A 24,926-nucleotide genomic window follows, 5' to 3' on the forward strand; every position below is an offset into this window, starting at 1 on the left:
CATGGGGGCGACCAGCGGAGCGTTGCCGACCAGCTCGCAGTTGGCGGCGAGCGGCGCGGAGCCCGGGGTGGCCCGCGCGGCGTCGAGGGTGGCAAGCACGGGTCGGGTGGTCCCGGCGTTGGTGGTGGTTCCGGAAGCTCGATCGGAGAGGGCAGGTCGTCTCGACAGGGTTCGGGCGATGTCTCCTGGTCCGGCGGACAGGGCGGTTCTGCGCCTGGTGCACCGGTGGAGGGCGCGCCGACGACAGGTGCGAGAGGTGCCGGAGCGACAACTGGCGACCCGCGCGCAGAAGCCGGGTTGACGGCAGGAATCGGGGCGACGGCGAGGTCCAGGTTCGCGTCAGCATCGAGCGGGCCCTCCGATCGCCGGTCGAACAAGAGCATGGCCAGCGGCATCTCGGCGATGACCGCGACCGAGGCGGTGAACGCAACCGAGGCGGTGAACGCAACCGAGGCGGTGAACGCAACCGAGGCGGTGAACGCAACCGGGGCTGTGAACGCAACCGGGGCATGGTTCGCGCCCGGAAGCGGGTTGGCAGGTGCCGGGTCGACGGCGGGCGTGGTTGGCGGGGACGCTGCCTCGCGTACCCGGTTCGGGGCAGGTGACGGCCGCTCGGGCGGCGACGTTGCCGCAGCGGACGCCGGAGGCGCGGCTAGCGGCCGGCCGGTTGACGTGGCTCGCTCCCCCGGCAGCGGGCCCTGGCCGGCGCTCCCGGACGAGACGGCGTGGCCCGGACAGCCGGCCGCGACGACTGGTCGGGCCGATGGAGCAAGACAGGGACCTCGCGACGACGGATGGGCGTTCAGGACCGCCGACCCGTGGCCGGCGCTACCGGATGACCGACCGCTGTGGACGGTGCCCGGCGAGGCGCTGGACACCACCCGGGTGGACCGGCTGGACCGGGAACAGGCGAGCGACTGATGGAGCGCGTCGCCTTTCTCATCGACTCCTCCGGGGAACGGGTGGACTGCCTGCTCAACCCGGAGACCGTGCAGGTGACACGGCTCGCGGGCGTACGGCATCGGGGCACGGCCGGCGGTCAGCTCACCGGGTCCGGGCTTGCCGACGACCCGTTGGTCTTCACCGGTGGCGGTCGCACCGAGCTGGTGCTCGACCTGCTCTTCGACGTCGAATTCGTCCAGGCGCAGGTCCGTCCGCCCGACGTACGGGTGCTCACCCGTCCGTTGTGGATGCTTGCGGAGAACTCCAGCGCCGAGCACGGGTGGCTGCGACCTCCGCTGGTCCGGCTGGTCTGGGGCAAGACCTGGAACGTGCCCGGGGTGATCATCGCGGTGGCCGAGCGGTTCGACGCGTTCACCGGCACCGGCTCGCCGCGACGTTCCTGGTTACGGCTGAAGTTGGTTCGGGCCGCCGAGACGGCCGACCAGGCGGAGGCCGGCTTCGCCGAGGAACTTGCCGCGGCGAGCACTCCGACCGCCGCGCCCGGCAGCGCTGTGGTCGCCGCCGGTGACGGGACGGCCGATGCGGGCAGCACCGGCGTGCGCTTCGACCTGCTTGCCAACGACGCGCTCGGGTCGCCGCTGCGCTGGCGGTTGCTGGCCGAGCACAACCGGATCACCGACCCCCTGGCGGTGCCCGCGGGCACGACGCTTGCCGTCCCGCCGCCGAGCAGCACACCGAGCGGCACCACGGGCAGTGGCGCCACGGGCGGCAGCAGCACGAGCACCGACGCCGGTGGGGCGGCGTTGGCCGGGATCGCCCGCGCCGTTGCCGGTGCGGTGGGCTCCGGCGCGTCGTTAGTGGGCACGTCGATCGCCACCAGCGCCGCCAGCTGGTCCCCCACCACCAACCCGGGGGGTACGCCGTGACGAGCATCGCGCCCCGGGCGCTCGCCGTTCTGCTCGACGGGGTCGAGCTGAGCGCACCGGCACGACAGCGGGTCCGTTCGCTGCGGGTGGCGGCGCGACTCGACCAGCCCACCCAGGCCGAACTGGTGCTCGCCACCGGCGCCGGGAGCAGCGCCCTCGACCCCCCGGTACGGCCGGGCACGTCGCTCAACGTGCGCCTCGCCGACCACGCCGACGCGCTGTTCGCCGGTGAGGTCACCTGTGTGGAGGCGGAGTACGCCGCCGATGGCGCGGCGGTGCTGCGCCTGCGGGCGTACGACGCGTTGCACCGGCTGCGCAAGCGGCAGGGGCTGCGGGTCTTCACGTCGGTGACCGCCGCCGAGCTGGCCGGTGAGCTGTGCGGCGAGGTGGGGCTGACGGTGACCGTCGAGTGCGACGGGCCACGGCTGGAGCGGCTGGTGCAGCACCGGCACAGCGACCTGGAGCTGCTGCGTGAGGTGACCGGCCGGGCGGGGTTGCACCTGGCCGCCGACGGCGACGGGGTACGTCTGGTCACGCTGGCCGGCTATGGCGAGCCTGTCGCGTTGGCTCTCGGCGTGGACGTGCACACGCTGCGGTTGGCCACGAACGCCGACCAGGCCAGCGGTGCCAGCGCGGCGTTGGGCTGGCATCCGCAGCGGGCCGAGCCAATCAGTCAGCGGGTCGACGAGGCGCGCTGCGGCCGACCGGCGGGCGACCGTCCGGACCCGGCCGACGTGGGCGCCGACGGGATACGTACCGCCGTGGACCAGCCTGGCCGCAGCGACGACGAGTTGGCGGCGCTGGCCCAGGCCCGCCTGGACACCCGGGCCGCCGCGCTGGTCACCGCCGAGGGGGTGGCCGAGGGTGATCCGGCGTTGCGGCCGGGCCGGCGGATCGCGCTGACCGGTGTGCCCGACCCGGTCGCCGGCGCGTACGTGCTGACCGAGGTGGTGCACACCGTTGACGGAAACGGTCACCTGACCCGGTTCTCCACAGTGCCGCCGCCCGCACCGCCTGCTCAGACGAGCGCCGGTGCGGTGGTCACGCTCGGCACCGTCACCGACGTCGCCGACCCGGACGGGCTGGGCCGCGTACGGCTGACCCTGCCGGCGTACGGGGATCTGGACGCCGGATGGCTCGGCGTGCTGTGCCCGGGTGCGGGGCGCGGCAAGGGGCTGGTGGCTCTGCCCGACCCGGACGACACCGTGCTCGTGGTGTTGCCCGGCGGAGAGCCGGCCTCGGGCATCGTGCTGGGCTCGCTCTTCGGTGCGGTCGAACCGTACGACGCCGGCATCGACGATGGGCGGGCCCGCCGCTGGTCGCTGCGCACCGCGGGTGGGCAGTCGATAGTCGTGGACGACGTACAGCGCAGCCTGCGTCTGGCGACCGAGGGCGGCAGTTTCCTGGAACTGACCCCCGACCTGGCGACCCTGCATGCGGCGACCGACCTGGTGATCTCCGCGCCCGGGCGGGCCATTGTGGTCCGCGCCCGCGGCGTGGACTTCCTGCACGCCGAGTCGACCGAGGACCCGACCACCGCGGCGCGGCAGGCCGCCTCGCTGGCCCGCGCCCACCACGAAGGAGGCGGCTGATGCGCTGGATCCACCGCGACTCGGTGATCACCTGCGATCACGACGGCCGGGTCGAGAACCGGCCGTCGCAGGAGTGGGTGACAGTTACCGCCGTACCGGTGCTGGTGGACGACGACCCGGAAGGTCGCAAGATCGTCGCCTGCCCGAACTACGGCCCGACCATCAAGCCGTGCACGAAGACGCTCACCGTCCGGGTCGGCTACAGCGACTGGGTCCGCGTCGACGGGCACCGGGTGGTCCTGTCGCACCTGGAGGGGTTCACAAACGGCACGCCGCCGGGCGCTGTCCACCACACGGTGCGCGACCCGCGCCAGACGTTCCTGGGGTCGGACCGGTGAGGGCGTTCCGGTTCGTCGGCGCGGGCTTCGACGCCGGGCGGGGCGGAGGGCTGGCGCTCACCGCCGCAGGTGGCCTGGCGATGACCGACGGCGACGAAAGCGTACGCCAGGCGTTGTGTCTGCTGTTGTCGACGACCCCGGGCGAGCGGCTGATGCGACCCGGGTACGGGTCACGGCTACATCGGTTGATCTTCGCGCCGAACGACGACACGACGGCGGGGCTGGCCATCCACTACGTCCGGCAGGCGATCGCCCGTTGGGAGCCCCGGGTCGAGGTGATCGACGTGGACGCCGGGCCGGATCCGGACGACGCGTGGCGGCTGGTGATCCGGCTGGACTACCGGGTGCGGGCCAGCCTGACGCCCGGGCAGTTGGTGTTCTCCGTGGACCTGCTCGCCGCCGACGAACCGGGAGGACCGTCATGACGCTGCCCGTGCCGCACCTCGACGACAGGGGGTTCCTCGACCTGGTCACCGAGGCCCGCGAGCGGATCCGCCAGTCCTGCCCGGCCTGGACCGACCTGTCGGCGCACGACCCGGGCATGGCGCTCGTGGAGGCGTTCGCGCACCTGACCGAGGTGATGATCTACCGGCTGAACCAGTTGCCGGAGAAGGCGTACGTCTCGTTCCTGAACCTGCTCGGGGTGGCCCGGCACGCGCCGACGGCGGCCTGGGCGGACGTGCGGTTCACCCGCAGCGGCACCGATCGGGGCGCGGTACGGATCCCGGCGGGTCTGCGGGTCGCTGCGGCGCGCGGCGCGGATCCCCGGCCCGTCCTGTTCGTCACCACCGAGCCGGCGCTGCTGGCGGCCGGCGAGGCGTCGGTGACGGTCCGGATGCACCACTGCGAGCCGGTGGAGGCGGAGTTGCTTGGTGTCGGCACCGGCCAGCCGGGCCAGGTGCTGCGGGCGTCCCGGGCTCCGCTGGCGCACACCGCCGAGTCGCTGGACCTGCTGCTCGGTGTGGAGGTGCCGGCCGGCTCGGTGGAGTTGGGGGCGGCGGCCCGCGAGCACGACGGCCGAACGTTCGAGATCTGGCAGCCGGCGGACAGCTTCGCCGGGCTCGGACCGCAGGCCAAGGCGTACCTCGTGGACCGTTGTTCGGGCACGATCACCTTCGCCCCGGCCCTCGACCTGCGCCCGCCCGCCGAGGCGACCCGGGCCGACGCGACGCCCACCGACTCGACGCCCGCCGACGCGCCGGCGGACCCGACCCGGTCCGGCGTGACCGCCGGGACGGTGGCGGCGGTGCCGCCGGCCGGGCGGCAGGTCCGGCTCTGGTACCGGGCCGGCGGCGGGCCGACCGGCAACGTGGCGGCGGGCACGCTCACCAGCCTGCGCGATCCCCTGCCGGGGGTACGCGTGGACAACCCCACGCCGGCCGCCGGCGGACGGGAGATGGAGGCGCTGGAGTCGGTGCTGCTGCGCGGCCCGTACGAGTTCTTCGCCCAGCAGCGCGCTGTCACCGCCCGCGACTTCGAGGTGCTGGCCACCGCCTCGGGCGCTGTGGCGCGGGCGCGGGCGTTCACCAGCGCCGCTGTGTACAGCTTCGCCCGGCCGGGCGAGGTGGAGGTGGTGCTGGTGCCGTACGTCCCGCCGACGGCCCGCCCGGGTGGCCGGCTGTCGGTGGCGGTGCTGCGCGAGCACGAGGTGCCCGAGGCGCGGCACCGCGTGGAGGCCGACCTGGAGCAGCGCCGCATGGTGGGCATCCGGTCCCGGGCGACGTGGGCCCGGTTCAAGGCGGTGTCGGTACGGGCGCGCGTGGTGGTCCGGCGCGAGGAGGACGTGGACGCCGTCCGTCGCCGGATCCACGACCGGCTGCACCAGACGCTGAGCCCGCTGCCCACCGCGCTGAACCCGACGGGCTGGCCGTTCGGCGAGCCGCTGCGGGCGTCGAACGTGTACCGGCTGCTGGAGCACGCCGAACCGGGCGTGCGGTACGTCGAGTCGGTGCGGTTCGTTGTCGACGAGGCTCCCGACGCGGAGGTACGTGCCCTCGCCGTCGACAAGTACCAGCCCCGCACCTGGTACGCCGGGCGTGGTCCGGTGCTGTTCCGCTCCAGCAACGCAGGTGCCGGCTGGGAGCCGACCGGCCGGTTCGACGGTGAGACGGTGCTGCGGGTGGCGCCCGCGCCCGCTCCGGTGCGGCCGGGCATCGTGCCGCGTCCCGGCTCGGTGGCGGTGGTGACGCTGCGCGCGTCCGGTGGCTCCCGGGTGCACCTGAGCACCGACCTGGGTGAGACGTGGTCGCTGCTGACCGACCTGGACTCGCGCATCTCCGACGTGGCGTGGCTGGACCGCGACGGCGCGGGTGCGCTGCTGGTGGCCACCGACACCGGTCTGTACGAGGTGTCGTTGCTGCCCGGCGCGGTGCCGTTGCAGATCCTCGTCGACCCGTCCGACGCCGATCGGGGTTTCTACGCGGTGCGGGCGTTCGTCTCCGAGCGGGGTGCGCCCGGTGTGGCGGTGGCGGCGCAGGCCGGTTTCGGGGTGTACCTGTCGACTGCCGGCGGCCGGCCGGGGAGCTTCGCGCACGTCGGTCTGTCGAATGTGGACAACCGGGTGCTGTCGGTGCAGTACGACGGTCCGGCGACGCTGTTGTGGAGCGGCGCCGGCGAGCCGGATCCGAAGAAACCCGGCCAGGGCTGCCACCGCACGCGACTGTTCGAGTCGGACGTGCAGTGGCAAACGGTGCAGGCCGGGTGGATCGGCGGCACCTGCCGTGATCTCGCGTTCGCCGGCCCGCTGGCGCTGGCGGCCACACAGAGCGGCGGCGTGCTGCGGCTGGACACCCTTGCCGCGCAGCCGCAGTGGCAACCGGTGATGGTCAACTGCGGGTTGCCACTGCGCGACAGGACCCGGTTCGTTCCCGTCGACGCCATCGCTGTGAGCGGCCCCGCGACCGGTGGCGCTACGGCAGCCGAGCGGCTGGTCCTGGCCGGCGGTGAGCGTGGGGTGTACCGCAGCGCCGACGCTGTCGACTGGACCGCCAGCGCCAACCAGGCCACCGCCGACGTGGTGACAGTTCCGGACACGTGGCTGCTCTGCTCCGGCGAGCACGACATCGAGGTGGTGCGGCAGGATGCGACGCTCGGCGATTGAGCGGCTGCTGCCCGCCGCGTACCAGCGGGCGTGCGTGCCGGGCAGCGTGCTCTGGGCGCTGCTGGAGGTGATGGAGGGGCTGCACGCCCCGGACGAGGCCATCCTCGCCGAGGTGGACGCCCTGTTCGACCCGTACCGGGCGCCGGACGGGCTGGTCGTGCGGTTGACCCGCTGGGTGGCGATGGACCACGTGGTGGCCGCACCCCGGCCGGACGCCCCGCTGCCGTTGCCGCTGGGCCGGCTTCGTGACCTGGTGGCCAACGCCGCGCTGCTGGCCCGCTGGCGCGGCACCCCGTACGGGATGCGCAGGGCCCTTGAGCTGGCCACCGGTGTGCCGGGCTTCGTCATCGACGAGCCTGTGGAGCAGCCCTTTCACATCGTGGTGCGGGTGCCGGCGACCGCCGCCGGTCAGCTCGCCCTCGTCAACCGCATCGTCGAGGCGGAGAAGCCCGTGGCGGTGACCGCCGAGGTCGCCCTGGACGGCCCGCCGCCACCCGCCCCGGACGGCGGCTCCGACGCGGCGACCCCGACGCCGGCCCCGGACGGCGACTTTGACGCGGCGACCCCGACGCCGGGCCCGGCGATCGGCCGGGCGGCGGTGCCGCACCACCCCGTCTCGCACCCATCTTCCGCAGAGGAGCCGTCATGACCACCGAATGGGCCGTCGTCGCTGCCGCTTCCCAGTTCACACTGGACGCCGGCAACCGGGGCGAGCTGACCTTCACCGTCTCGAATCCGCAGCAGGCGCCGGACACAGTGGTCTTCGACGTCGCACCGGGTGAGGGCAGCCAGCGTGCCTGGTTCACTGTGGCCGAGCCGCAGCGGGTGGTGCCCGGGCAGGGCTCGGTCTCGTTCCTGGTGCAGCTCGCCGTTCCGCCCGGCACCGCGCCCCGCCGCTACGACATGACCGGCTTCGCGTACTCGGCGAACACCGCGCCGGAGGAGAGTTCCCGTTCCAGCGGCCGGGTGACGTACGAGGTTCAGGCGGTGGCCGCGCCGAAGCGGACGCCGTGGCCGTGGATCGCGGCGGCGGTGGCGCTGGTGCTGGTGGTCGGCGGGGTGGTCGGCTATCTGCTGACCCGGCCGGACGGCACCACTCCCGGTGCGCCACGGGTCGTGACGGTGGAGGCGGAGAGCCTCGTCGACGGCGCGACTGTGGAGTCACCGGCCGGGACCGCGGCCACCGTGGTGTCGCAGCCGAACTGCTGCTCGGTGACCTGGTCGGACGACAAGCAGCTGTTCTTCCAGGGTCTGGCCCCGGGTGACCGGGTCAGTCTCACAGTCGACCTGCCGGCAGACGCGGTGTGGCTCTTCTCCGCCGCCCGCACCACCTCCTTCGACTACGCCAACACCATCTGGCAGATCGACGGCACGCAACTCGGGGGCACGTTCTTCGGCTTCACGCCGAAGGTGGTCCTGCAGGACTTCACCGACGTGGGCACGATCCGGCTCGGCGCGGGCCGGCACACGCTCACCCTTGTGGCGGTGGGCCGGACCCAAGGCGTCAACCGCTACTTCGCGGGCGTCGACCAGATCCGCTTCACCGAGGTCAGCGGGGCGGTCGCGCAACGATGAGCGGTAGGCAGAAGCTGTTGTTGGTGACGCTCGCGGTGCTGCTTGTGGCGTCGTTCGCGCTCGCCGTCGGCGTGGGCGGTGGCGAGCGGGGACGCGCGGGCGAACCGTCCGGGCTGGTCGGGCGGCTGAGTGGGCTGGCCGGAGGGAGCAGCACCGTCGACCCGGCGACGGTACGGGCCGACTGCGACCGTACCGCCGACGTGCTCAGCTTCGTCGGTGGCTGCGAGCTGCGGGTGGCCGACCCGGGCGGGCTCAGGACGCTGGTGCTGCGCAGCGGTCGGGCCTTCACGGTGACCGCCCCCGCGCCCCGGGACGCCGACCTCACCGTCCGGGCCGACGCCGAGCCGGGCGACGGCGGCGAGGCTGTCGCAAAGATCGCTGTCGACAGTGCGGCGGTCGTGCTGCTCAGGTGTCCGGGAGGTGTGGCATGCACCGTCACCATCGCCGCCACCTGACCGGCCGACCGGCCGACACCGGCCACGGGGAGGCCCGACATGGGTGACCTACGCAAGCCCTTCCTCCTGCTGGCGTTGGTAGCGGTGACCCTCGTGGTGCTTGTCGAGGTCGGGTCGTCGCTGCTCACCGGCGGCGGGGACGCCACCGGCGCGCTGCGTGCCGGAGCGGTGGACCTCGGAGTGGAGGTGGACGCAGGGGCGATCAGCGAACCCTCCGGACGCGGGACGAGCTATCTGGCGCTCATCGACGCGGTGGCGCTCTGGACGACAGGGCTGTTCTGCCTGAGCCTTGTGCTGCCCGAGCGGACGCACGGCCGGATCCAGGGCGTGGCCACGCTGATCTTCTCGATCCTGCTTCTCCTGGGCTCGCTGGTGCTGCTGATCATCGCCTTCGTCGAGCTGACCATCATGGTGTCGCTGTTCCTGGCCGTGCCGTTCGGCACGCTGGCGTACCTGGCGCTGTGGGGGTTCTTCCCGGTGGGCGAGGCGAGCCTGCTGCTGGGGCTGGTGCTGCTGCTGAAGCTGGTCTGGGTGGCGATGCTGCTGCTCGCCCAGCCCCGATTCCTGCAGAACAAGGGCCTGGTGCTGCTGGCGCTCACCACTCTGCTCTGCACTGTCGTGCTGGAGTTCCTGCACCGTCTCGTGCCGGTGGTAGTGGTGAGCATCGTGGACGACGTGGGCGCGCTGGTCTTCGCCATCATCGCCATCGTGTGGGCTCTGGTACTGCTGATCGGCTCGATCCCGGCAGTCGTCAAGTCGGTGCGGGTGACCGCCGCCCTACCCACCCGGTGACGGGTCGGTAGGGCTCACGGGGCCGCCGCGACCAGGGCGGCGGCCCGATCCGGGTCGAGGGTGCCGTCGGCCACCCACACCCGGTAGTGGCCGTGCCGGGTGTCGCCGGCCGCCACCACGGCCGGCCTGTCGAACGCGAACGCCACGCAGACCCCCGGGTACATGGCGGTCCGCACGAACCACCTGTCGCCGGACCCGAGGCCCGCGAAAACCAGTGTGTACGCCGCACCGCCCGCCCCGACGCCCGCCATGGCCAGCCAGGGCACCGCGCTGCCGTTGAGCGTCTCCTCCCCCGTGGCGTCGGCGCTGAACACCGTCGGCTCACCGTCGGCGACGGCCCGCCAGAAGAACCCGCCGTAGCCGGCCCCGCCGGGGCGCCCGTTCGTGGCCGGGCTGCCCAGGCGTACCTCGTGACCGGGCGGTGCGGTGAGCGCGCAGGTCAGGTCGAGTCGCCAGACGTCCGGCGCGACGGCCGACGCGGCGAGCCGTCGATGCTCGGTGAGCAGCACCTGCCCGTGGGCGTCGCGCCACTGCGCGTCGTGTGCAAGCCGGTCGGCGGCCTGCTCGGTCCAGCCGGTGTGCGCGATCCGCCCGTGGTCGTCACGCCAGGTGTAGCCGACGTCCCGGACGTAGGTGCGCCCGCCCCACAGATTGGCACCGTTGACGTCCTGCACTGCCAGGGACGCGCCGAGGTGCCAGACGTGGTCGGCGGGCAGCGCGTCGGTGACGACGGTGCCGGCGAGGGTGCGTACCGGGTGCAGGTAGGGGCGGGGCCCGTGTCGCGCGTCCAGCGGCGGGTCGACCACGTACCGGGCCACCTCCGTCGCGCCGACGAGCAGCCGCGCGGGCTCCGGCCCGGTGCTCACTGCACCTCCGCACGGGCGAGGGCCGGCCAGCGGCCGGCGACGGCGTGCAGGGCTGCCACCGTGTAGCCGGCGAGGATGGGCACCGCCACCGGCGTGACGAGGACGGCGAGCAGCCCGGCCAGCGCTGTCACCCCGCTCACCGCAGCCCAGCGGGTGGGCGCGTCCAGGCAGGCGCGAGCGGCGCGGTGGGCCGCCGCCCGCCACCGCCGGCAGCCGCCGACCTCGACGACTACCAGCCCCGCGTACCCGGCCAGGCCGGCGGCGACCAGGGCGGTCACCGCCAGCGCCACCACCCCGCCGGGCACCCGCCCGGTGGCTAGCGCCGCCAGGTTGACGGCGAGCAGCCCGACCACGGCGAGCGCCAGCAGGCTGACCGGCACGCCGGGCAGCACCGACCGGCCGTACCGGCGCACTGTGGTCCGGGCCGACGGCCAGCTACCGGTACGCGTCCAGTCGTGCACGGCGGCGCTGGCCGTGCCCGCCGCGGCGGCGGCGGTCAGGACAGGTGCCGCCGCGAGCGTCAGCAGGATGCCGAGCAGCGCCAGGTCGGCGGCGTCGCGGGCGACGTCACGCCAGTCGCGGCGGCCGCCCTCCGGTTCAGCCCTTGATTCCACTGGTGTTGATCCCCTCGACGAGCATCCGCTGGAACGCCACGAAGAACAGGAAGACCGGCAGCAGCGACAGCACCGACATGGCGAACATCGGCCCGACCGCGCTCTGGCTTGTCGAGTCGATGAACAGGGTCAGCGCGACAGGCACTGTGTAGTCCTCCAGTTGGGACAGGAAGACGAGCTGCCGGAAGAAGTCGTTCCAGGTCCAGATGAACGAGAAGATCGCCGTGGTGACCAGCGCGGGACGGCTCAGCGGCAGGATGACGTACCGGAAGATGCCGTACGGGCCGGCGCCGTCGATCCGGGCCGCCTCGTCCAGCTCGCGCGGGACTCCCCGCATGAACTGCACCATCAGGAACACGAAGAACGCCTCGGTGGCCAGGAACTGCGGGATGAGCAGCGGCAGGTACGGCCACTCGCCGCCGACCAGGCCCAGCGTCCGGAACAGGATGTACTGCGGCACGATCAGCACGTGGCCGGGCAGCAGCAGCGTGCCGATCATGACGGCGAACCACATTCCGCGCAGCCGGAACCGCAGCCGGGCGAAGGCGTACGCGGCCAGCAGGCAGGAGAGCCCGTTGCCCACGACGGTGAGCAGGCTGACCATCGCGCTGTTGAGGAAGAACCGGCCGAAGCTGACGTCGAAGTTGGACCACCCGTCGGTGTAGTTGCCCGGGGTGAACCGCTCGGGCAGGAGCCCGATGTTGTTGACGATCTCCTCCTGGGACTTCACCGAGGTGCCCACCATCCAGATGAGCGGGTAGAGCACCACAGCGACGATCGCCACCAGGATCAGCAGTCGCAGTACGGGCCTGCCGCCGGGCCGTCGGCGCGCGGTCGGCGCCGCTGCGGTCGGGGTCACCGCCACCATCACCGGTCCTCCCCGTCGGAGTAGTGCACCCAGAACCGTCCGGTGCTGAAGAAGATCGCGGTGATCACCGCGATGGCGAGCAGGAACACCCAGGCCATCGCCGAGGCGTAGCCCATTTCGAGGTCGGTGAAGCCGGTGATGTAGAGGTTCAGGGTGTACATCAGTGTGGAGTCGACAGGGCCGCCGGTGCCGTTGCTGAGGACGAACGCGGCAGTGAAGCCCTGGAAGCCGTTGATCGTCTCCAGCACCAGGTTGAAGAAGATCACCGGAGACAGCATCGGCAGGGTGATGTTGCGGAACTGGCTGAACCGGCCCGCCCCGTCGACGGAGGCGGCCTCGTACAGCTCGGTGGGCACCTGCTTGAGCCCGGCCAGGAAGATCACCATCGGCGCGCCGAACTGCCAGATGGCAAGCACCATGAGCGTCTGAAGAGCCCAGTCGGGGTCGTTGACCCACGGCTTGCCCTCGATGCCGAAGAGACTCAGCAGCGAGTTGAACGCGCCGTCGCGGTTGAACATGTTGACCCAGACGATGGCCAGCGCGACGCTGCCGCCGAGCAGCGACGGCAGGTAGAACAGGCCACGGAAAAGCCCCACCCCGCGCCAGGCGCGGTTGAGCAGCAGCGCCACGCCGAGCGCGGCGGCAAGCTTCAGCGGTACGGCGATCAGCGCGAACGTCAGTGTGACCCGCACCGAGTGCCAGTACGACGGGTCGGCGGTGAACATCCGCTCGTAGTTGGCGAGCCCCACCCACTGCGCCTCGGAGAAGGGGGTGAGGATGTCGTAGTTGGTGAAGCTCAGGTAGAGCGACAGCAGCATGGGGACCGCCGTGATGCCCATCAGGCCGATGAGCCACGGCGACAGGAAGACGTACCCCGCCAGACCTTCGCTGTGCCGGATACGCCCGGGCCCACGCTTCTCAGCGTGGGCCCGGTCGGTTCCGGGGCCGCGTCGGGTCGGGTCGGGCGCCGTGGTCAGCGCCACGAACGGCTCCTCTCCTCGCCTCGTGGGGCGGTCAGGCGATGGCGGCCTTGCACGCCTCGACGAACTGGGCGGCGGCCTGGGCGGGGGTGGCGCGGCCGTACTGGGCGTTCTCGGCGGCCTTGATCAGCTCGGACTTGACCTTGCTGTGGCCCTTGATCGGGACCTGCGGGGACTCGCCGAACTTCTCGGTAAGCTCCGCCTCGACGGCGATGGACTGCTTCATTGCCGGATCGGTGGTGTCGTCGCTGACCACACGGCGCAGGTCCAGGTTGGACGGCAGGCCCCGGTCGGTGCCGAGCAGCTTGACCGCCTCGGTGTCGTTGTTCAGGAAGTTGATCACGTCGACCGCGACGTCCTTGTGCTTGCTGCCCTTGAACACCGACCAGTACATGGAGGCCCGTGCCCACTGGGCGCTCGGGTCACCCGGGTAGGCGATCACGCCCAGCTCGTCCTTCGTGTTCTTCTTCAGGTCGGGCATCTGGTTGGCCCAGACCCATGAGGTCGCCGACTTGCCGGTGACCACCAACTGCTTGCTGATGTCGCTGGAGTTGCCTTCGTGGATGACGTCAGCGGTCGGGGTGGCCTTGCGGTCCCGGGCGCCCTTCCACAGCTCGAACCACTTGGTCACGTCCTCGGCGCCGAAGCCCAGTTCCTTGCCCTTGTAGAGGTCCTTGCCCTGCTGGCGTAGCCAGACCCAGAACGCCTTGTAGTCGGCGCTCGGGTCCTGGGTGCCGGGCACGCCGGTCTTCTTCGCCACCTGCTCGGCCCAGGCGATGTGCTGCTCCCAGGTCATTCCGGTGGTGGGCTCGGGCAGGTTGTTCTTGATCAGCAGCGTCTTGTTGTAGACCAGACCCTGCGTGTTCTCCCCTGCGGCCAGGCCGGCGAGCTTGCCGTCGACAACGCCGTACTGCCAGAGGCTCTTGGGGAACTTGGAGGTGTCGAGCTTGCCGGACTCCTGGTACGGGGTCAGGTCAAGCGTGGTGTTGCGGGCCGCGTACTCGGACAGGTAGTTGTCGTCGATCTGGAACAGGTCCGGCGGGTTGCCGCCGGCGGTGAGCGTGGCCAACTTGTCGAAGTAGCCCTGGTTGGCCTGCCAGGTCTTCTCGAACGTCACGTTCGGGTTCTTCTTGGTGTAGAGGGCCAGGGCGTCCTCGGTCAGCTTGGCCCGGGCGTCGGCGCCCCACCAGAAGATGGAGAGCTTGATCGGGGCGTTCGGGTCGGCCGCGGAGTCGTCGTCTCCGCAGGCGGCGGCACCGAACATCAGCGGTGCGGCCACCGCCACGGCCAGCAGGCCGCGCAGCAGCCGCCGCCTCGGTACGGCGGTACGGCCAGCGCGCCCGGCGGGCGCGCCAGTGGTGGGGGGCATAGCGGGGTGCATGTGCGCTCACTCCTCGGCATTAGGAGGCGACGGCGTCACCGGTGGCCGCAGTCGGGATGCCCGGGCCCGCAGGGCGATGCGGTTCCGGGCCAAGCGGTGCGGCCAGGGGACGTTCCGGTCGGGCGTGTGGGCCCGGGCCGGTCGAGTCGCGGATGACCAGGTCGGTCTGGAGCATTACCTGTGCGGTGGTACGACGGACGCCGAGCGCCGTGCCTGCACCGGACCCCCGCGCACCGCGCGGTGACTCGATGTCCTGTTGCAGCAGCATGTCGACGGCCGTCCGGCCGGCGGCCCCGGTGGGTGTGGCCACCGTCGTCAATTTGGGGCGGGTGAGCCGACTCAGGGTGATGTCGTCGACCCCGACGACACTCACCTCCTGCGGCACCCGGACCCCGAGCGCGTCCAGCCCCTCGATGAGGCCGATCGCCATCAGGTCGTTGTAGGCGAGCACCGCCGACACGCCGCTGCGGCGTACCTGCTCGGCGACGGCGGAACCGCCGATCTCGGTGGGAGCGTTGGGGCCGAGCACCGTCAGTTCCGCCCCGCCGGCCCGGGCGGCCGCTGTTGCCGCCCGGCGCATCTCGCGGTTGGTCCACGAGCTGCGCGGCCCGCCGAGCAGCGCGATGCTGCGGTGGCCCAGGCCGACCAGGTGCTCGATCGCGGCGCGGGCGCCCTGCCCGACGTCCATGAGGACGCAGGGCAGGCCTGTCACCTGACGGTTCACCACTACCAGCGGCACCTCGCGGCTGAGCTGTTCGATGAGGCTGTTGCTCATCCGCGGGCTGCACAGCAGCACCCCGTCCACCTGCTTGGCGAGGGCGTGGACCAACTCCTCCTCGGCCGCCGGGTCCTCATTGGTGTCGGCAACGAACACGTGGTAGTCGCGGTGCCGGGCCTGGCTCTCCGCCGCCTTGATCAGCGGCGGGAAGAACGGGTTCGCGATGTCGGCGATGATCAGGCCGATGTTGTGCGTCCGCCCGGTGATCAGGGCTCGGGCGGCCCGGTTGGGCCGGTAGCCCAGATCCTCCGCGCAGGCCAGCACCCGGACTCGGGTCTCGGGGTTGACCAGGTGCGGTGCAGAGAAGGTGCGGGACACGGTGGAGATGTGCACGCCGGAGGCGCGGGCGACGTCCCGGATGGTGACTGGCACGGCGGCCCCTTCGTCCGATGTGGCGGCGGTCACGCAGGTGCCGCCCATTAATGCAAACGGTTGCTCCAGTGTCAACGGTCAATGATTACGGTTCTGTTGCGCCAACGTCCCTCGGGGTGACGTTCAAGCCCACAAACACTGACATTTGCCGCCGATTGCGCCAGCGTCGTTGACGACAACGGATCGACCGTGGTTACTTCACTGCAAACCTTTGCAGGATCACCCGGGGAGGCGACCGAATGTCACCGAGATCCGACGGACTCCTCCGGTACGCCGTCGTGGGCACCGGCGCGCGGGCCGAGATGTTCGTCCGCGCCCTGGTGCTCGACCACGCCGAGACGACCGACCTCGTCGCCTTCGCCGACGTCAACCAGGCCCGGATGGACGCGCACAACAGGTGGCTCACCGAGCTGGGCCACCGTCCGGTGCCGACGTACCCGGCCGCCGACTTCGCCGCCATGCTGGACAAGGAGCGCGTCGACGTCGTGCTGGTCACCAGTGTGGACGTCACACACGACGAGTACGTGGTGGCAGCGCTGCGCGCCGGCCGGGACGTCGTCACCGAAAAGCCGATGACAGTGGACGCTCCACGCTGCCGACGGATCCTGGACGCGGTGGCCGAGACCGGCGGCCGGGTGAACGTCGCCTTCAACTACCGCTACAACCCGTTGCACGAGCAGGTACGCCGTCTGCTCGCCGAGGGCGCGGTCGGCGAGATCGGCTCGGTGCACTTCGAGTGGCTGCTCGACGTGCGGCACGGCGCCGACTACTTCCGCCGCTGGCACCGCGACAAGGCCACCTCGGGCGGGCTGATGGTGCACAAGGCCAGCCACCACTTCGACCTTGTCAACTGGTGGCTGGACGCCACCCCCGTCGAGGTGTACGCCGCCGGCCGGCTCTTCTTCTACGGCGAGGACGGGCGCCGGCACGGCTACGCCCGCGACTACGACCGGGCGTACGGCTCCCCCGCCGCCGCCGACGACCCGTTCGCGCTGCGGCTGGACGCGCATCCCCGACTGCGGGAGCTGTACCTCGACGCCGAGGCCGAGGACGGCTACCAGCGCGACCGCAACGTCTTCGCTTCCGGCGTGACGATCGAGGACGACATGGCGGTGCTGGCCCGCTACTCCACCGGCGCCACGATGACCTACCACCTCACCGCGTACGCGCCCTGGGAGGGCTACCGGGTGATGGTCAACGGCAGTCGGGGCCGGCTGGAGCTGGAGGTCACTGAGAACGACTTCGTCGACAGGGGCACCGCCGGCGCGGTCAAGGGCGCCGCCCTGCACGGCGTCGAGGCGGCACCCGAGGGCGGCGGCGCGACGCTCACGGTGCGCCCGTTCTGGGAACCGCCCCGGCAGATCCCCGTGGAGGGTCGCAGCCGGCACGGCCACGGCGGCGCGGACGTCCGGATGACAGGGGTTCTCCTCGGCGGCCAACCCGACCCGCTGCATCGCGCCGCTACCGCCGAGGACGGCGCGCTGGCACTGCTCACCGGCCTGGCCGCCAACCGGTCCTTCGAGACCGGCCAGCCGGTCCGGGTGGCCGACCTGCTCAACCCCCGCTGACCGGTGGCCGACCTGCTCGCCCTCCGCTGACCCACCGACGAGGAGTCCGTCCCCGTGCCGACGACCGACCATACCGACCTGCTCCTGCCCGCGGAGCCGAGCCAGCGCGCCCTTGCCCGGGAGTTGTACGCCCTCGCCGCGCAGCAGCCCATCATCTCGCCGCACGGGCACGTCGACCCCGCACTGCTGGCACAGGACCAGCCGTTTCCGGATCCGGCGCGGCTGCTCATCGTGCCCGACCACTACCTGACCCGGATGTTGCTCAGTCAGGGCGTACCCCCTGCGCAGTTGGGTGTGCCCACCCGCGACGGCAGCCCGGCGGAGACCGACGGCCGGGTGATCTGGCGGCGCTTCGCCGCGCACTGGCACCTGTTCCGGGGCACCCCTTCGCGGCTCTGGTTGGAGCAGACGTTCCGGACGGTGTTCGGGGTGGACACCCCGCTGCGCCCGTCGACAGCCGACGACGTCTACGACGAGGTGGCGGCGCGGCTGGCCGAGCCGGACTTCCGGCCCCGGGCGCTGTTCGAGCGGTTCAACATCGAGGTGCTCGCCACCACCGAGTCGCCGCTGGACGACCTCGGGCAGCACGCCAAGCTCGCCGCCGACGGCTGGGGTGGGCCGGGCGGCCGGGTGGTCACCACCTTCCGCCCGGACGACGTGGTGGACATGGAGTTCGAGGGCTGGTCGACGAACGTGCAGCGCCTCGGTGCCCTTGCCGGCGAGGACACCGGCACGTACGCCGGTTATCTGGCCGCGCTGCGGAGCCGGCGGGCCGCGTTCATCGCCGCCGGGGCGACCTCGTCCGACCACGGGCACCCCACCGCGCGGACACTCGACCTGGCACCCGGGGAAGCCGCCCGGCTGTACGACAGGGGCCTGCGCGGCGAGGCAGACGCGGCCGACGCGGAGGCGTTCCGGGCGAACATGCTCGTGGAGTTCGCCCGCATGTCGCTCGACGACGGCCTTGTCATGCAACTGCACCCCGGCGCGGTGCGCAACCACAACCGCTGGCTGCACGCCCGGCACGGGCGCGACGTCGGCGGCGACATCCCGCAGGTCACCGAGTACGTGCACGCGCTCGCCCCGCTGCTGGAGCTCTACGGCAACGACCCCCGGCTGCGGGTGGTGCTCTACACCCTCGACGAGGACACCTTCACCCGCGAACTGGCGCCCCTTGCCGGCGGCTACGCGGCCCTGCTGCTCGGCGCGCCCTGGTGGTTCCTGGACTCCCCCGAGGTGCTGCGCCGGTTCCGGGAGACGGTCACCGAGACCGCCGGCTTCTACAACACGGCCGGGTTCGTCGACGACACCCGGGCATTCTGCTCCATCCCGGTCCGCCACGACGTGGCCCGCCGGGTCGACGCCGGCTTCCTGGCCCGGCTTGTCGCCGAGCACCGGCTGCCCATGGACGAGGCAGCCGAGACCATCGTCGACCTGGCGTACCGGCTGCCCCGGCAGGTCTTCAACTTCGGGCGGGAGCGGAGCCCCGCAGTCGCAAACGAAAGGCAGGCCCCGTGAGCGCGAGGAGCGCAGCGCAGCGGAGCCCCGCAGTCGCAAACGAGAGGCAGGCTCAGTGAGTGTCACAATCACCTCCGTCGAGGTGCACGACGTGCGGTTCCCGACCGCGGCGCGGGGCGACGGCTCCGACGCGATCAACCGGGGTGACTACTCGGCGACGTACGTGGAGTTGGGCACCGACGCCGGGCCGACCGGCGCGGGGTTCACCTTCACCAACGGCCGGGGCAACGAGATCACCTGCGCGGCGGTACGCGCGCTCGCCCACCACGTACGGGGGCGCACGGTCGAGGAGATCGCCGCCGAGCCTGTGGCGTTCTGGCGCTCGCTCAGCGCCGACGTGCAGTTGCGTTGGCTGGGGCCGGAGAAGGGCGTCATCCACATGGCGACCGGCGCGCTCGTCAACGCCGTCTGGGACCTGCGGGCGACCCTCGCCGGCAAGCCGATGTGGCGGTTCCTCGCCGAACTGCCGACCGATGAACTGGTCGCCAGTATCGACTTCAAGCACATCACCGACGCGCTCACCCCGGACGACGCCGCCGCCATCCTCGACAAGGGATTGATCGGATCCGATGGCCGGCTCGCGGAACTCAAGCAGATTGGTTTCCCTTCGTACACCACCTCCGTCGGGTGGCTCGGATACCCCGACGAGAAGGTGCGGGCGCTTACCCGGCAGGCGTACGACGAGGGTTGGCGGGCCATGAAGATGAAGGTCGGTGGCCCGCTCGCCGACGACCTGCGCCGGGCCCGGATCATCAGGTCCGAGATCGGCCCGGACGCGCTGCTGATGATGGACGCCAACCAGGTCTGGGACGTCGACGAGGCCATCGCCGCGATGACAGTGCTGGCCGAGGTCGACCCGTACTGGATCGAGGAGCCCACCCACGCCGACGACATCCTCGGGCACGCGCGGATCGCCCGCGCGGTGACCGAGCTGACCGGCGGCCGGTGCCGGGTGGCCACCGGTGAGGTGGCCGCCAACCGGGTGATCTTCAAGCAGCTGCTCCAGGCCGACGCGATCGGCGTGATGCAGATCGACGCGTGCCGGGTCGGCGGTGTCAACGAGGTCCTGGCCGAGCTGCTGCTGGCCGCGAAGTTCGGGGTGCCGGTCTGCCCGCACGCGGGCGGTGTCGGGCTCTGCGAGTACGTCCAGCATCTGGCGATCTTCGACTACCTGCGGGTCGGCACGGCACTGGACGGGCGGATGGTCGAGTACGTCGACCACCTGCACGAACACTTCGTCGACCCGGTCCGCACCCGCGACGGCCGCTACCTGCTGCCCGAGCGGCCCGGCTACAGCGCCACGATGAAGCAGGCGTCGATCGCCGAGTTCCGCTTCCCGGACGGTCCGGCATGGCGGTGACCGTCGGCGCGTCCCGGCTCGGCCTGAGTGTGCTGCGCCGGTTGCCCGCCGAGTCCCGACCGATCGTCCGGCCAGGCACCGTGCCGACAGGCGTCGTCCACATCGGACTTGGCGCGTTCCACAGGGCGCACCAGGCCGTCTACACCGAGGCTGCGATCGGCGCGGCCGGCGGCGACTGGGGCATCATGGCCGTCGCCCCGCGCAGCACCGCGCTGGTCGAGGCGCTCGCCGCGCAGGACAACCTGTTCAGCGTCAGCACCCTCTCCGCCGCCGGCAGCGCCACGCGGGTGGTGGGGGCCCTGAGCGGCGTACGCCACGCCGCAAGCGACCCGGACGCCGTCGTGGCACTGCTCGCCGACCCGGCGGTGCGGGTGGTGACGCTCACTGTCACCGAGAAGGCACACCAGCTCGACCCGGTGACCGGCCGGTTGTGCCCGGACCAGCCGCTCGCGGCGGACCTGGCCGGGGGCCGCCCGCCGAGCACCGTACCGGGGCTGCTGCTGCGCGGGCTGGCCGCCCGCGCAGCAGCGGACGCCGGGCCGATTGCCCTGGTGAGCTGCGACAACCTGCCCTCCAACGGCAGGCGTCTGCGCGGCATGGTCGATCAGGCGGTCGGCCAGGCGCAGGGGGTGCCCGCCGGGTTTGTCGACTGGGTGGCCGGCAACGTCACCTGCCCGGGCACCATGGTGGACCGGATCGTGCCGGCCAGCACCCCGGAGACGATCGAGGCGGCCCGTCTGGCGCTCGGCGTGACCGACCTGGCGGCGGTGGCCGCCGAGCCGTACATGCAGTGGGTGATCGAGGACGACTTTCCCGGCGGCCGGCCCGGCTGGGAGCACGCCGGTGCGGTGCTCACCGGCGACGCCGGCCCGTGGGAACGGCTGAAGCTGCGCACCCTCAACGGCGTGCACTCTGCAGTGGCGTACCTGGGTGCGCTGGCCGGGCGCGAGACGATCGCCGACGCGCTGCTGATCCCGCACCTTCCCGACGTGCTGCGCCGGCTGATCGCCGAGGACGTCGCGGCGAGCTTCACCCCGCCGGACGGCGTCCGGGTCGTCGACTACGGCGAGCAGGCCCTCGGCCGGTTCGCCAACCCGGCGATCCACCACCGCACCCTCCAGGTGGCGATGGACGGGTCGCAGAAGTTGCCGCAGCGCATCCTGCACACCATCGCCGACCTGCGGGCTGCCGGCCGGTCCGCGCGCTGGGGCGCGCTTGTCGTGGCGGCCTGGCTGCGCTTCGCGCTGGGGTACGCCGACGACGGCCGGCCACTGCCGTTGCAGGATCCCCTCGCCGGGCCGATCCGGGCGGCGCTGGACGCCGGGAAGCAGAGCCCGGCGGGCACCGTGGACGCGATCTTCGCGCTGCGTGACGTCATCCCGGTCGAGGTGGCCGAGGACGACGAGGTACGCACCGAGGTGATCGCCTGGCTGACCGCGCTGGAGCGCCACGGCGTCGAGGCCACGTTGGCCGGTGCCCGGTGAACGGAATGGCGCCGCCGCCCCGGGTGGCGGTGATCGGGGCGAACGGGCATGGCCGTTGGCACCGGCGGGTGATCGCACCGCTGCACGCCGACGGGCAGGTACGGCTGGTCGCCCTCGTCGACGTCCACCCGGTGCAGGACGAGCCGGCGGCGCCGGTGCCGCCCGGCGCGCAGGTGTTCACCGACCACCGGGCGATGCTGACCGCCACCCGGCCGGACGTGGTGGTGATCTGCACCCCGCCGCACACCCACCTTCCGATCGCCACTGACGCCCTGGCCGCCGGCGCGGACCTGCTGCTGGAGAAACCGCCGGTGCTGTCGATGGCCGAGCACGAGGAGTTGAGCAAGGCGCTCGCGGCGACCGGGCGGGTGGCGCAGGTCGGTTTCCAGGCGCTCGGCTCGGCGGCGCTGACCGCGCTCACCGACGCGCTGGCGGCCGGCCGGCTCGGCACTGTCACAGGCATCGCGACGGTGGCGGCGTGGCAGCGGCCGGACGCGTACTACTCCCGCTCCCCGTGGGCCGGTCGGCGGAGCCTGGACGGTCGGCCGGTGCTCGACGGCGCGCTTGCCAACCCGCTCGCGCACGCGGTGATGCAGTGCCTCGCTGTCGCCGAGGCGCTCGGCAGCGCTCCACAGTGGCCGGTGGCCATCGAGGTGGAGCGCTACCGGGTGCGGCCGATCGAGGTCGAGGACACGGCGGTGCTGCGGGTCCGGTTCCGAGCCGGCCCGCAGGTCCTGGCGGCTGTCACCCTCGCCGCCGAGGAGTTCGTGGCGGGCGAGGTCGTGGTCACCGGCGAGACCGGACAGGCGGTGCTGGAGTACCCGACGGACCGGCTGCGGCTGCCCGGGGAGGTGGCGACCCGCCTGGTCCCGGGCCGACGCGGGCTGCTGGAGAACCTGCTCGCCCACCGCGCGGACCCGGTCGGGGTGCCGTTGATCGCCCCGCTGGCGCGTACCGCGCCGTTCACCGCGCTGCTCGACGCGTTACGCGCCGCTCCGGAACCCCTGCTGCTCGACGGTGACCTGGTGACGGCGGTGGGCGACGGCGAGGGCCGGGTCCTGCACCTGCGAGGCGTTGTCGACGTGCTGCGCCGGGCGGTCGAGCGGGGGGCGCTGCCGAGCGAGCTGGCGGTGCCGTGGGCGGCGCCGGCGTACCGCGCCGAACTAGCGGGCTGAGGGAGGCGCCGGGCATCAGAGCGCGCACCTCGCCCGAGCTGTGACGGGCCGCATTGGACAGACCTCCCCCTCCACCACCAGCGAATGGGAAGAAACGATGCGCAGAACACTCGCCGTCGCCACACTCATCACCCTCATGCTCGGTGCCGCACCGACCGCACCGGCTTTGGCCGCCGACCGCCCCGACCGCCTCTCCTGGGCCGCCCGTCACCTCGGCCGGCAGTCCCTGCCGGAGCGGGACGGCTGGGCGGCCGAGGGCGCCGGCACCACAGGTGGCTCGACGGCGGCACCCGACCGGACCCGGGTGGTCCGCACACGGGCCGAACTGGTCGCCGCGTTGGGCGGCGACAACGCCGGCAACGCCACCGACGCCACGCCGAAGCTGATCTACGTCGACGGTGCCGTCGACGGCTTCGAAGGACCCGACGGCACGCCGCTTAGCTGCGCCGACCTGGCCGACCCGGGTTACCGCCTGGACGCCTACCTGGCCGCGTACGACCCGGCGGTGTGGGGTCGCGTGACGCCGGCCGGCCCGCTGGAGGAGGCCCGGGTGCGCTCGGTGGCCAACCAGACCCGGCAGACCCAGATCAACGTCGGCCCGAACACCACGATCATCGGGCTGCGGGGTGCCCGACTGACCGGTCTCACGCTGATGATCGACCGGGCGTCGAACGTCATCGTGCGCAACCTGACCTTCGTCGACGCCCGGGACTGCTTCCCCGCCTGGTCACCGACCGACGGCGAGACCGGCAACTGGAACAGCCAGTACGACCAGATCTCGGTGCGCCGCAGCGAGCACGTGTGGATCGACCACAACACGTTCACCGACGGCGACAATCCGGACAGCGCGCAGCCGACCTACTTCGGGCGGCCGTACCAGGTGCACGACGGGTCGCTGGACGTCACGCACACCGCGAGCCTCGTCACCGCGTCCTGGAACCGCTTCACCGGGCGCGACAAGCTGATGTTGATCGGCTCGTCGAACACCGTCGGCCCGGACGTGGGCCGGTTGAAGGTCACCCTGCACCACAACCTCTTCGACGGCGTCCTGCAACGGCTGCCGCGTGTGCGTTTCGGCCAGGTCGACGTCTACAACAACCACTACCGGCTCGGTGGCTACGACTTCGAGTACGCCCTCGGCGTCGGCGTCCAGTCGGCGATCTACGCCCAGAACAACTTCTTCACCCTCGACGCGGCGCTCGACCCGGCCGAGCTGCTCTACGACTGGGGCGGTACCGCGCTCACCGAGCGGGGCAGCTGGGTCCGCCAGGGCACCGGTCCGGCCCGGCCGGTCGACCTGCTGGCGGCGTACAACGCGGCGCACGATCCGGACCTGGGCGTCGACGCCGGGTGGACGCCCACGCTGCGCCGCGACCCCGTCCTGCCGACGCCACTGGTCCCGCTCCTGGTCGGCCCGCTGGCCGGCGCCGATCGGCTACCGCTGTGACCGACAGCCGACGTAGGGGGTCATCGATGTGGTGAAGATCGGCTATAAGTGACGCATGGACTTCCCGCCACACCTGGGCAGCATGCCGATGCACGCGATCACCGAGATCCACGGCGAACCGGGCCTGCTGGAGCGCTTCCGGCTGGAGGTCGCCCAGTTCGACGACGACGCTCGGGCGCGGTTGACCGCCGCGCTCGACCTCGCCGCCGATCTGCACCGCGACGACCGGCGGGTCCGCGAGCCGTACCTCAACCACCTGCTGCGGGTGGCGATCCGGCTGATGCACCACTACCAGGTGCGTGACGTGGACGTGGTCGTCGCCGGCCTGCTGCACGACGCGGTGGAGGACCACCCGGTGGAGCTCGCCGACGGCGACGCCAGCACCGACGGCGACGCCGGCACCGACCCGACCGCTGCGGCGCTCGCCACGCTCGCCGCGCGGTTCGGGCCCCGGGTGGCCACCCTGGTCGCCGCCGTCACCAACCCGGTGTACGACCCGCAGCGCGACCGCAACGAGCAGTACCGGGAGCACCTGGCGGTCAGCCTCGAACGGGAGCCCTGGGCCCGGGTGATCAAGGTTTCGGACTTCACCGACAACGGCGTCGGAGTGATCCACACGATCGGGCCGAAGGTCGTCTCGTCGGCCCGCAAGTACCGGCCGCTGGTGCCGCTCTTCCGGGACCTGATCGGTCGGCCGGACACGCCGCTCTCACCGGCGGTGAAGCAGCACATCTTCGGCCAGCTCGACCTGGCCGAGGAGCGCTTCAGCGCCATCCTGGACCAGCCAGCCCTCCCCAACTGACCAGGTCAGGGCATCACTCAACCGGGTTCTGC

Annotated in this window: 22 protein-coding genes; 16 read left to right on the forward strand and 6 right to left on the reverse strand. The window is 72.2% G+C overall.

All coding sequences use genetic code 11. The annotated features are described in order from the left end of the window. Window positions 1-920: 920 nt before the first annotated feature. From ACPXB1_RS11350 to ACPXB1_RS11390, 9 genes are read left to right on the forward strand one after another with little or no spacing between them, the layout of a single operon-like run. Window positions 921-1,829, forward strand: a complete 909-nt coding sequence (locus ACPXB1_RS11350) for a hypothetical protein (protein WP_425735178.1) — start codon at window positions 921-923, stop codon at window positions 1,827-1,829. Next, complete coding sequence (locus ACPXB1_RS11355; protein ID WP_425735179.1) at window positions 1,826-3,421, forward strand: contractile injection system protein, VgrG/Pvc8 family; 1,596 nt, start codon at window positions 1,826-1,828, stop codon at window positions 3,419-3,421. The genes ACPXB1_RS11350 and ACPXB1_RS11355 overlap by 4 nt, the downstream gene beginning before the upstream one ends. Continuing rightward, on the forward strand, window positions 3,421-3,759 hold the full coding sequence (locus ACPXB1_RS11360; RefSeq protein ID WP_425735180.1) for a hypothetical protein: 339 nt from the start codon (window positions 3,421-3,423) through the stop codon (window positions 3,757-3,759). Before ACPXB1_RS11355 ends, ACPXB1_RS11360 begins: the two co-directional genes overlap by 1 nt. Next, on the forward strand, window positions 3,756-4,184 hold the full coding sequence (locus tag ACPXB1_RS11365; RefSeq protein ID WP_425735181.1) for a GPW/gp25 family protein: 429 nt from the start codon (window positions 3,756-3,758) through the stop codon (window positions 4,182-4,184). Before ACPXB1_RS11360 ends, ACPXB1_RS11365 begins: the two co-directional genes overlap by 4 nt. After that, window positions 4,181-6,859 carry a putative baseplate assembly protein gene (locus tag ACPXB1_RS11370; protein WP_425735182.1) on the forward strand — a complete coding sequence of 893 codons (2,679 nt, stop codon included), beginning with the start codon at window positions 4,181-4,183 and terminating at the stop codon, window positions 6,857-6,859. The genes ACPXB1_RS11365 and ACPXB1_RS11370 overlap by 4 nt, the downstream gene beginning before the upstream one ends. Continuing rightward, entirely contained in the window at window positions 6,840-7,508 is a 669-nt protein-coding gene (locus ACPXB1_RS11375; RefSeq protein ID WP_355589191.1) for a phage tail protein, read from the forward strand. The genes ACPXB1_RS11370 and ACPXB1_RS11375 overlap by 20 nt, the downstream gene beginning before the upstream one ends. After that, complete coding sequence (locus tag ACPXB1_RS11380; RefSeq protein ID WP_355589189.1) at window positions 7,505-8,434, forward strand: hypothetical protein; 930 nt, start codon at window positions 7,505-7,507, stop codon at window positions 8,432-8,434. The genes ACPXB1_RS11375 and ACPXB1_RS11380 overlap by 4 nt, the downstream gene beginning before the upstream one ends. Beyond that, window positions 8,431-8,889 carry a hypothetical protein gene (locus ACPXB1_RS11385; protein WP_355589187.1) on the forward strand — a complete coding sequence of 153 codons (459 nt, stop codon included), beginning with the start codon at window positions 8,431-8,433 and terminating at the stop codon, window positions 8,887-8,889. The genes ACPXB1_RS11380 and ACPXB1_RS11385 overlap by 4 nt, the downstream gene beginning before the upstream one ends. 39 nt (window positions 8,890-8,928) lie before the next feature. Then, window positions 8,929-9,681, forward strand: a complete 753-nt coding sequence (locus tag ACPXB1_RS11390) for a hypothetical protein (protein WP_355589185.1) — start codon at window positions 8,929-8,931, stop codon at window positions 9,679-9,681. Window positions 9,682-9,695: 14 nt separating this feature from the next. Here the strand turns inward: ACPXB1_RS11390 and ACPXB1_RS11395 are convergent, their stop codons facing one another. Genes ACPXB1_RS11395 through ACPXB1_RS11420 form a run of 6 tightly spaced genes read right to left on the reverse strand, consistent with a single transcriptional unit; the run spans window position 9,696 to window position 15,540 of the window. Next, the gene (locus tag ACPXB1_RS11395) at window positions 9,696-10,547 is read right to left on the reverse strand and encodes a PmoA family protein (protein ID WP_355589183.1); all 852 of its coding nucleotides are present in this window, start codon (window positions 10,545-10,547) and stop codon (window positions 9,696-9,698) included. Beyond that, complete coding sequence (locus tag ACPXB1_RS11400) at window positions 10,544-11,161, reverse strand: hypothetical protein (protein ID WP_355589181.1); 618 nt, start codon at window positions 11,159-11,161, stop codon at window positions 10,544-10,546. Before ACPXB1_RS11400 ends, ACPXB1_RS11395 begins: the two co-directional genes overlap by 4 nt. Further along, window positions 11,145-12,029, reverse strand: coding sequence for a carbohydrate ABC transporter permease (locus ACPXB1_RS11405; protein ID WP_355589179.1), 885 nt, complete (start codon window positions 12,027-12,029; stop codon window positions 11,145-11,147). Before ACPXB1_RS11405 ends, ACPXB1_RS11400 begins: the two co-directional genes overlap by 17 nt. Continuing rightward, a complete protein-coding gene (locus ACPXB1_RS11410; protein ID WP_167943972.1) occupies window positions 12,029-13,012 on the reverse strand; it encodes a carbohydrate ABC transporter permease in 984 nt (327 codons plus the stop codon). The genes ACPXB1_RS11405 and ACPXB1_RS11410 overlap by 1 nt, the downstream gene beginning before the upstream one ends. Before the next feature lie 31 nt (window positions 13,013-13,043). Then, window positions 13,044-14,390 carry an ABC transporter substrate-binding protein gene (locus ACPXB1_RS11415; RefSeq protein WP_355589176.1) on the reverse strand — a complete coding sequence of 449 codons (1,347 nt, stop codon included), beginning with the start codon at window positions 14,388-14,390 and terminating at the stop codon, window positions 13,044-13,046. Between the two features lie 19 nt (window positions 14,391-14,409). Continuing rightward, window positions 14,410-15,540, reverse strand: coding sequence for a LacI family DNA-binding transcriptional regulator (locus tag ACPXB1_RS11420; RefSeq protein ID WP_355589174.1), 1,131 nt, complete (start codon window positions 15,538-15,540; stop codon window positions 14,410-14,412). A 239-nt stretch (window positions 15,541-15,779) separates the two neighbouring features. Between ACPXB1_RS11420 and ACPXB1_RS11425 the strand changes: the two genes are divergently transcribed. From ACPXB1_RS11425 to ACPXB1_RS11455, 7 genes are all read left to right on the forward strand, one after another. Further along, window positions 15,780-17,108 carry a Gfo/Idh/MocA family protein gene (locus tag ACPXB1_RS11425; RefSeq protein ID WP_355589172.1) on the forward strand — a complete coding sequence of 443 codons (1,329 nt, stop codon included), beginning with the start codon at window positions 15,780-15,782 and terminating at the stop codon, window positions 17,106-17,108. A 54-nt stretch (window positions 17,109-17,162) separates the two neighbouring features. Continuing rightward, window positions 17,163-18,626 (forward strand): glucuronate isomerase, encoded by a 1,464-nt coding sequence (uxaC, locus tag ACPXB1_RS11430; RefSeq protein ID WP_355589170.1) that lies wholly within the window; start codon window positions 17,163-17,165, stop codon window positions 18,624-18,626. A 55-nt stretch (window positions 18,627-18,681) separates the two neighbouring features. Continuing rightward, entirely contained in the window at window positions 18,682-19,986 is a 1,305-nt protein-coding gene (locus ACPXB1_RS11435) for an enolase C-terminal domain-like protein (protein WP_355589168.1), read from the forward strand. Further along, window positions 19,977-21,470: a mannitol dehydrogenase family protein gene (locus ACPXB1_RS11440; protein ID WP_355630561.1), complete on the forward strand. Its 1,494-nt coding sequence runs from the start codon at window positions 19,977-19,979 to the stop codon at window positions 21,468-21,470. Before ACPXB1_RS11435 ends, ACPXB1_RS11440 begins: the two co-directional genes overlap by 10 nt. A 5-nt stretch (window positions 21,471-21,475) precedes the next feature. After that, window positions 21,476-22,645 (forward strand): Gfo/Idh/MocA family protein, encoded by a 1,170-nt coding sequence (locus ACPXB1_RS11445; protein WP_355630584.1) that lies wholly within the window; start codon window positions 21,476-21,478, stop codon window positions 22,643-22,645. Window positions 22,646-22,742: 97 nt separating this feature from the next. Then, a complete protein-coding gene (locus ACPXB1_RS11450; RefSeq protein WP_355630564.1) occupies window positions 22,743-24,092 on the forward strand; it encodes a pectate lyase family protein in 1,350 nt (449 codons plus the stop codon). Window positions 24,093-24,147: 55 nt separating this feature from the next. After that, a complete protein-coding gene (locus ACPXB1_RS11455; RefSeq protein WP_355630567.1) occupies window positions 24,148-24,894 on the forward strand; it encodes an HD domain-containing protein in 747 nt (248 codons plus the stop codon). Window positions 24,895-24,926 lie beyond the last annotated feature (32 nt).

This window comes from Micromonospora sp. DT68 (genome assembly GCF_049847245.1).
Lineage (GTDB): Bacteria > Actinomycetota > Actinomycetes > Mycobacteriales > Micromonosporaceae > Micromonospora > Micromonospora profundi.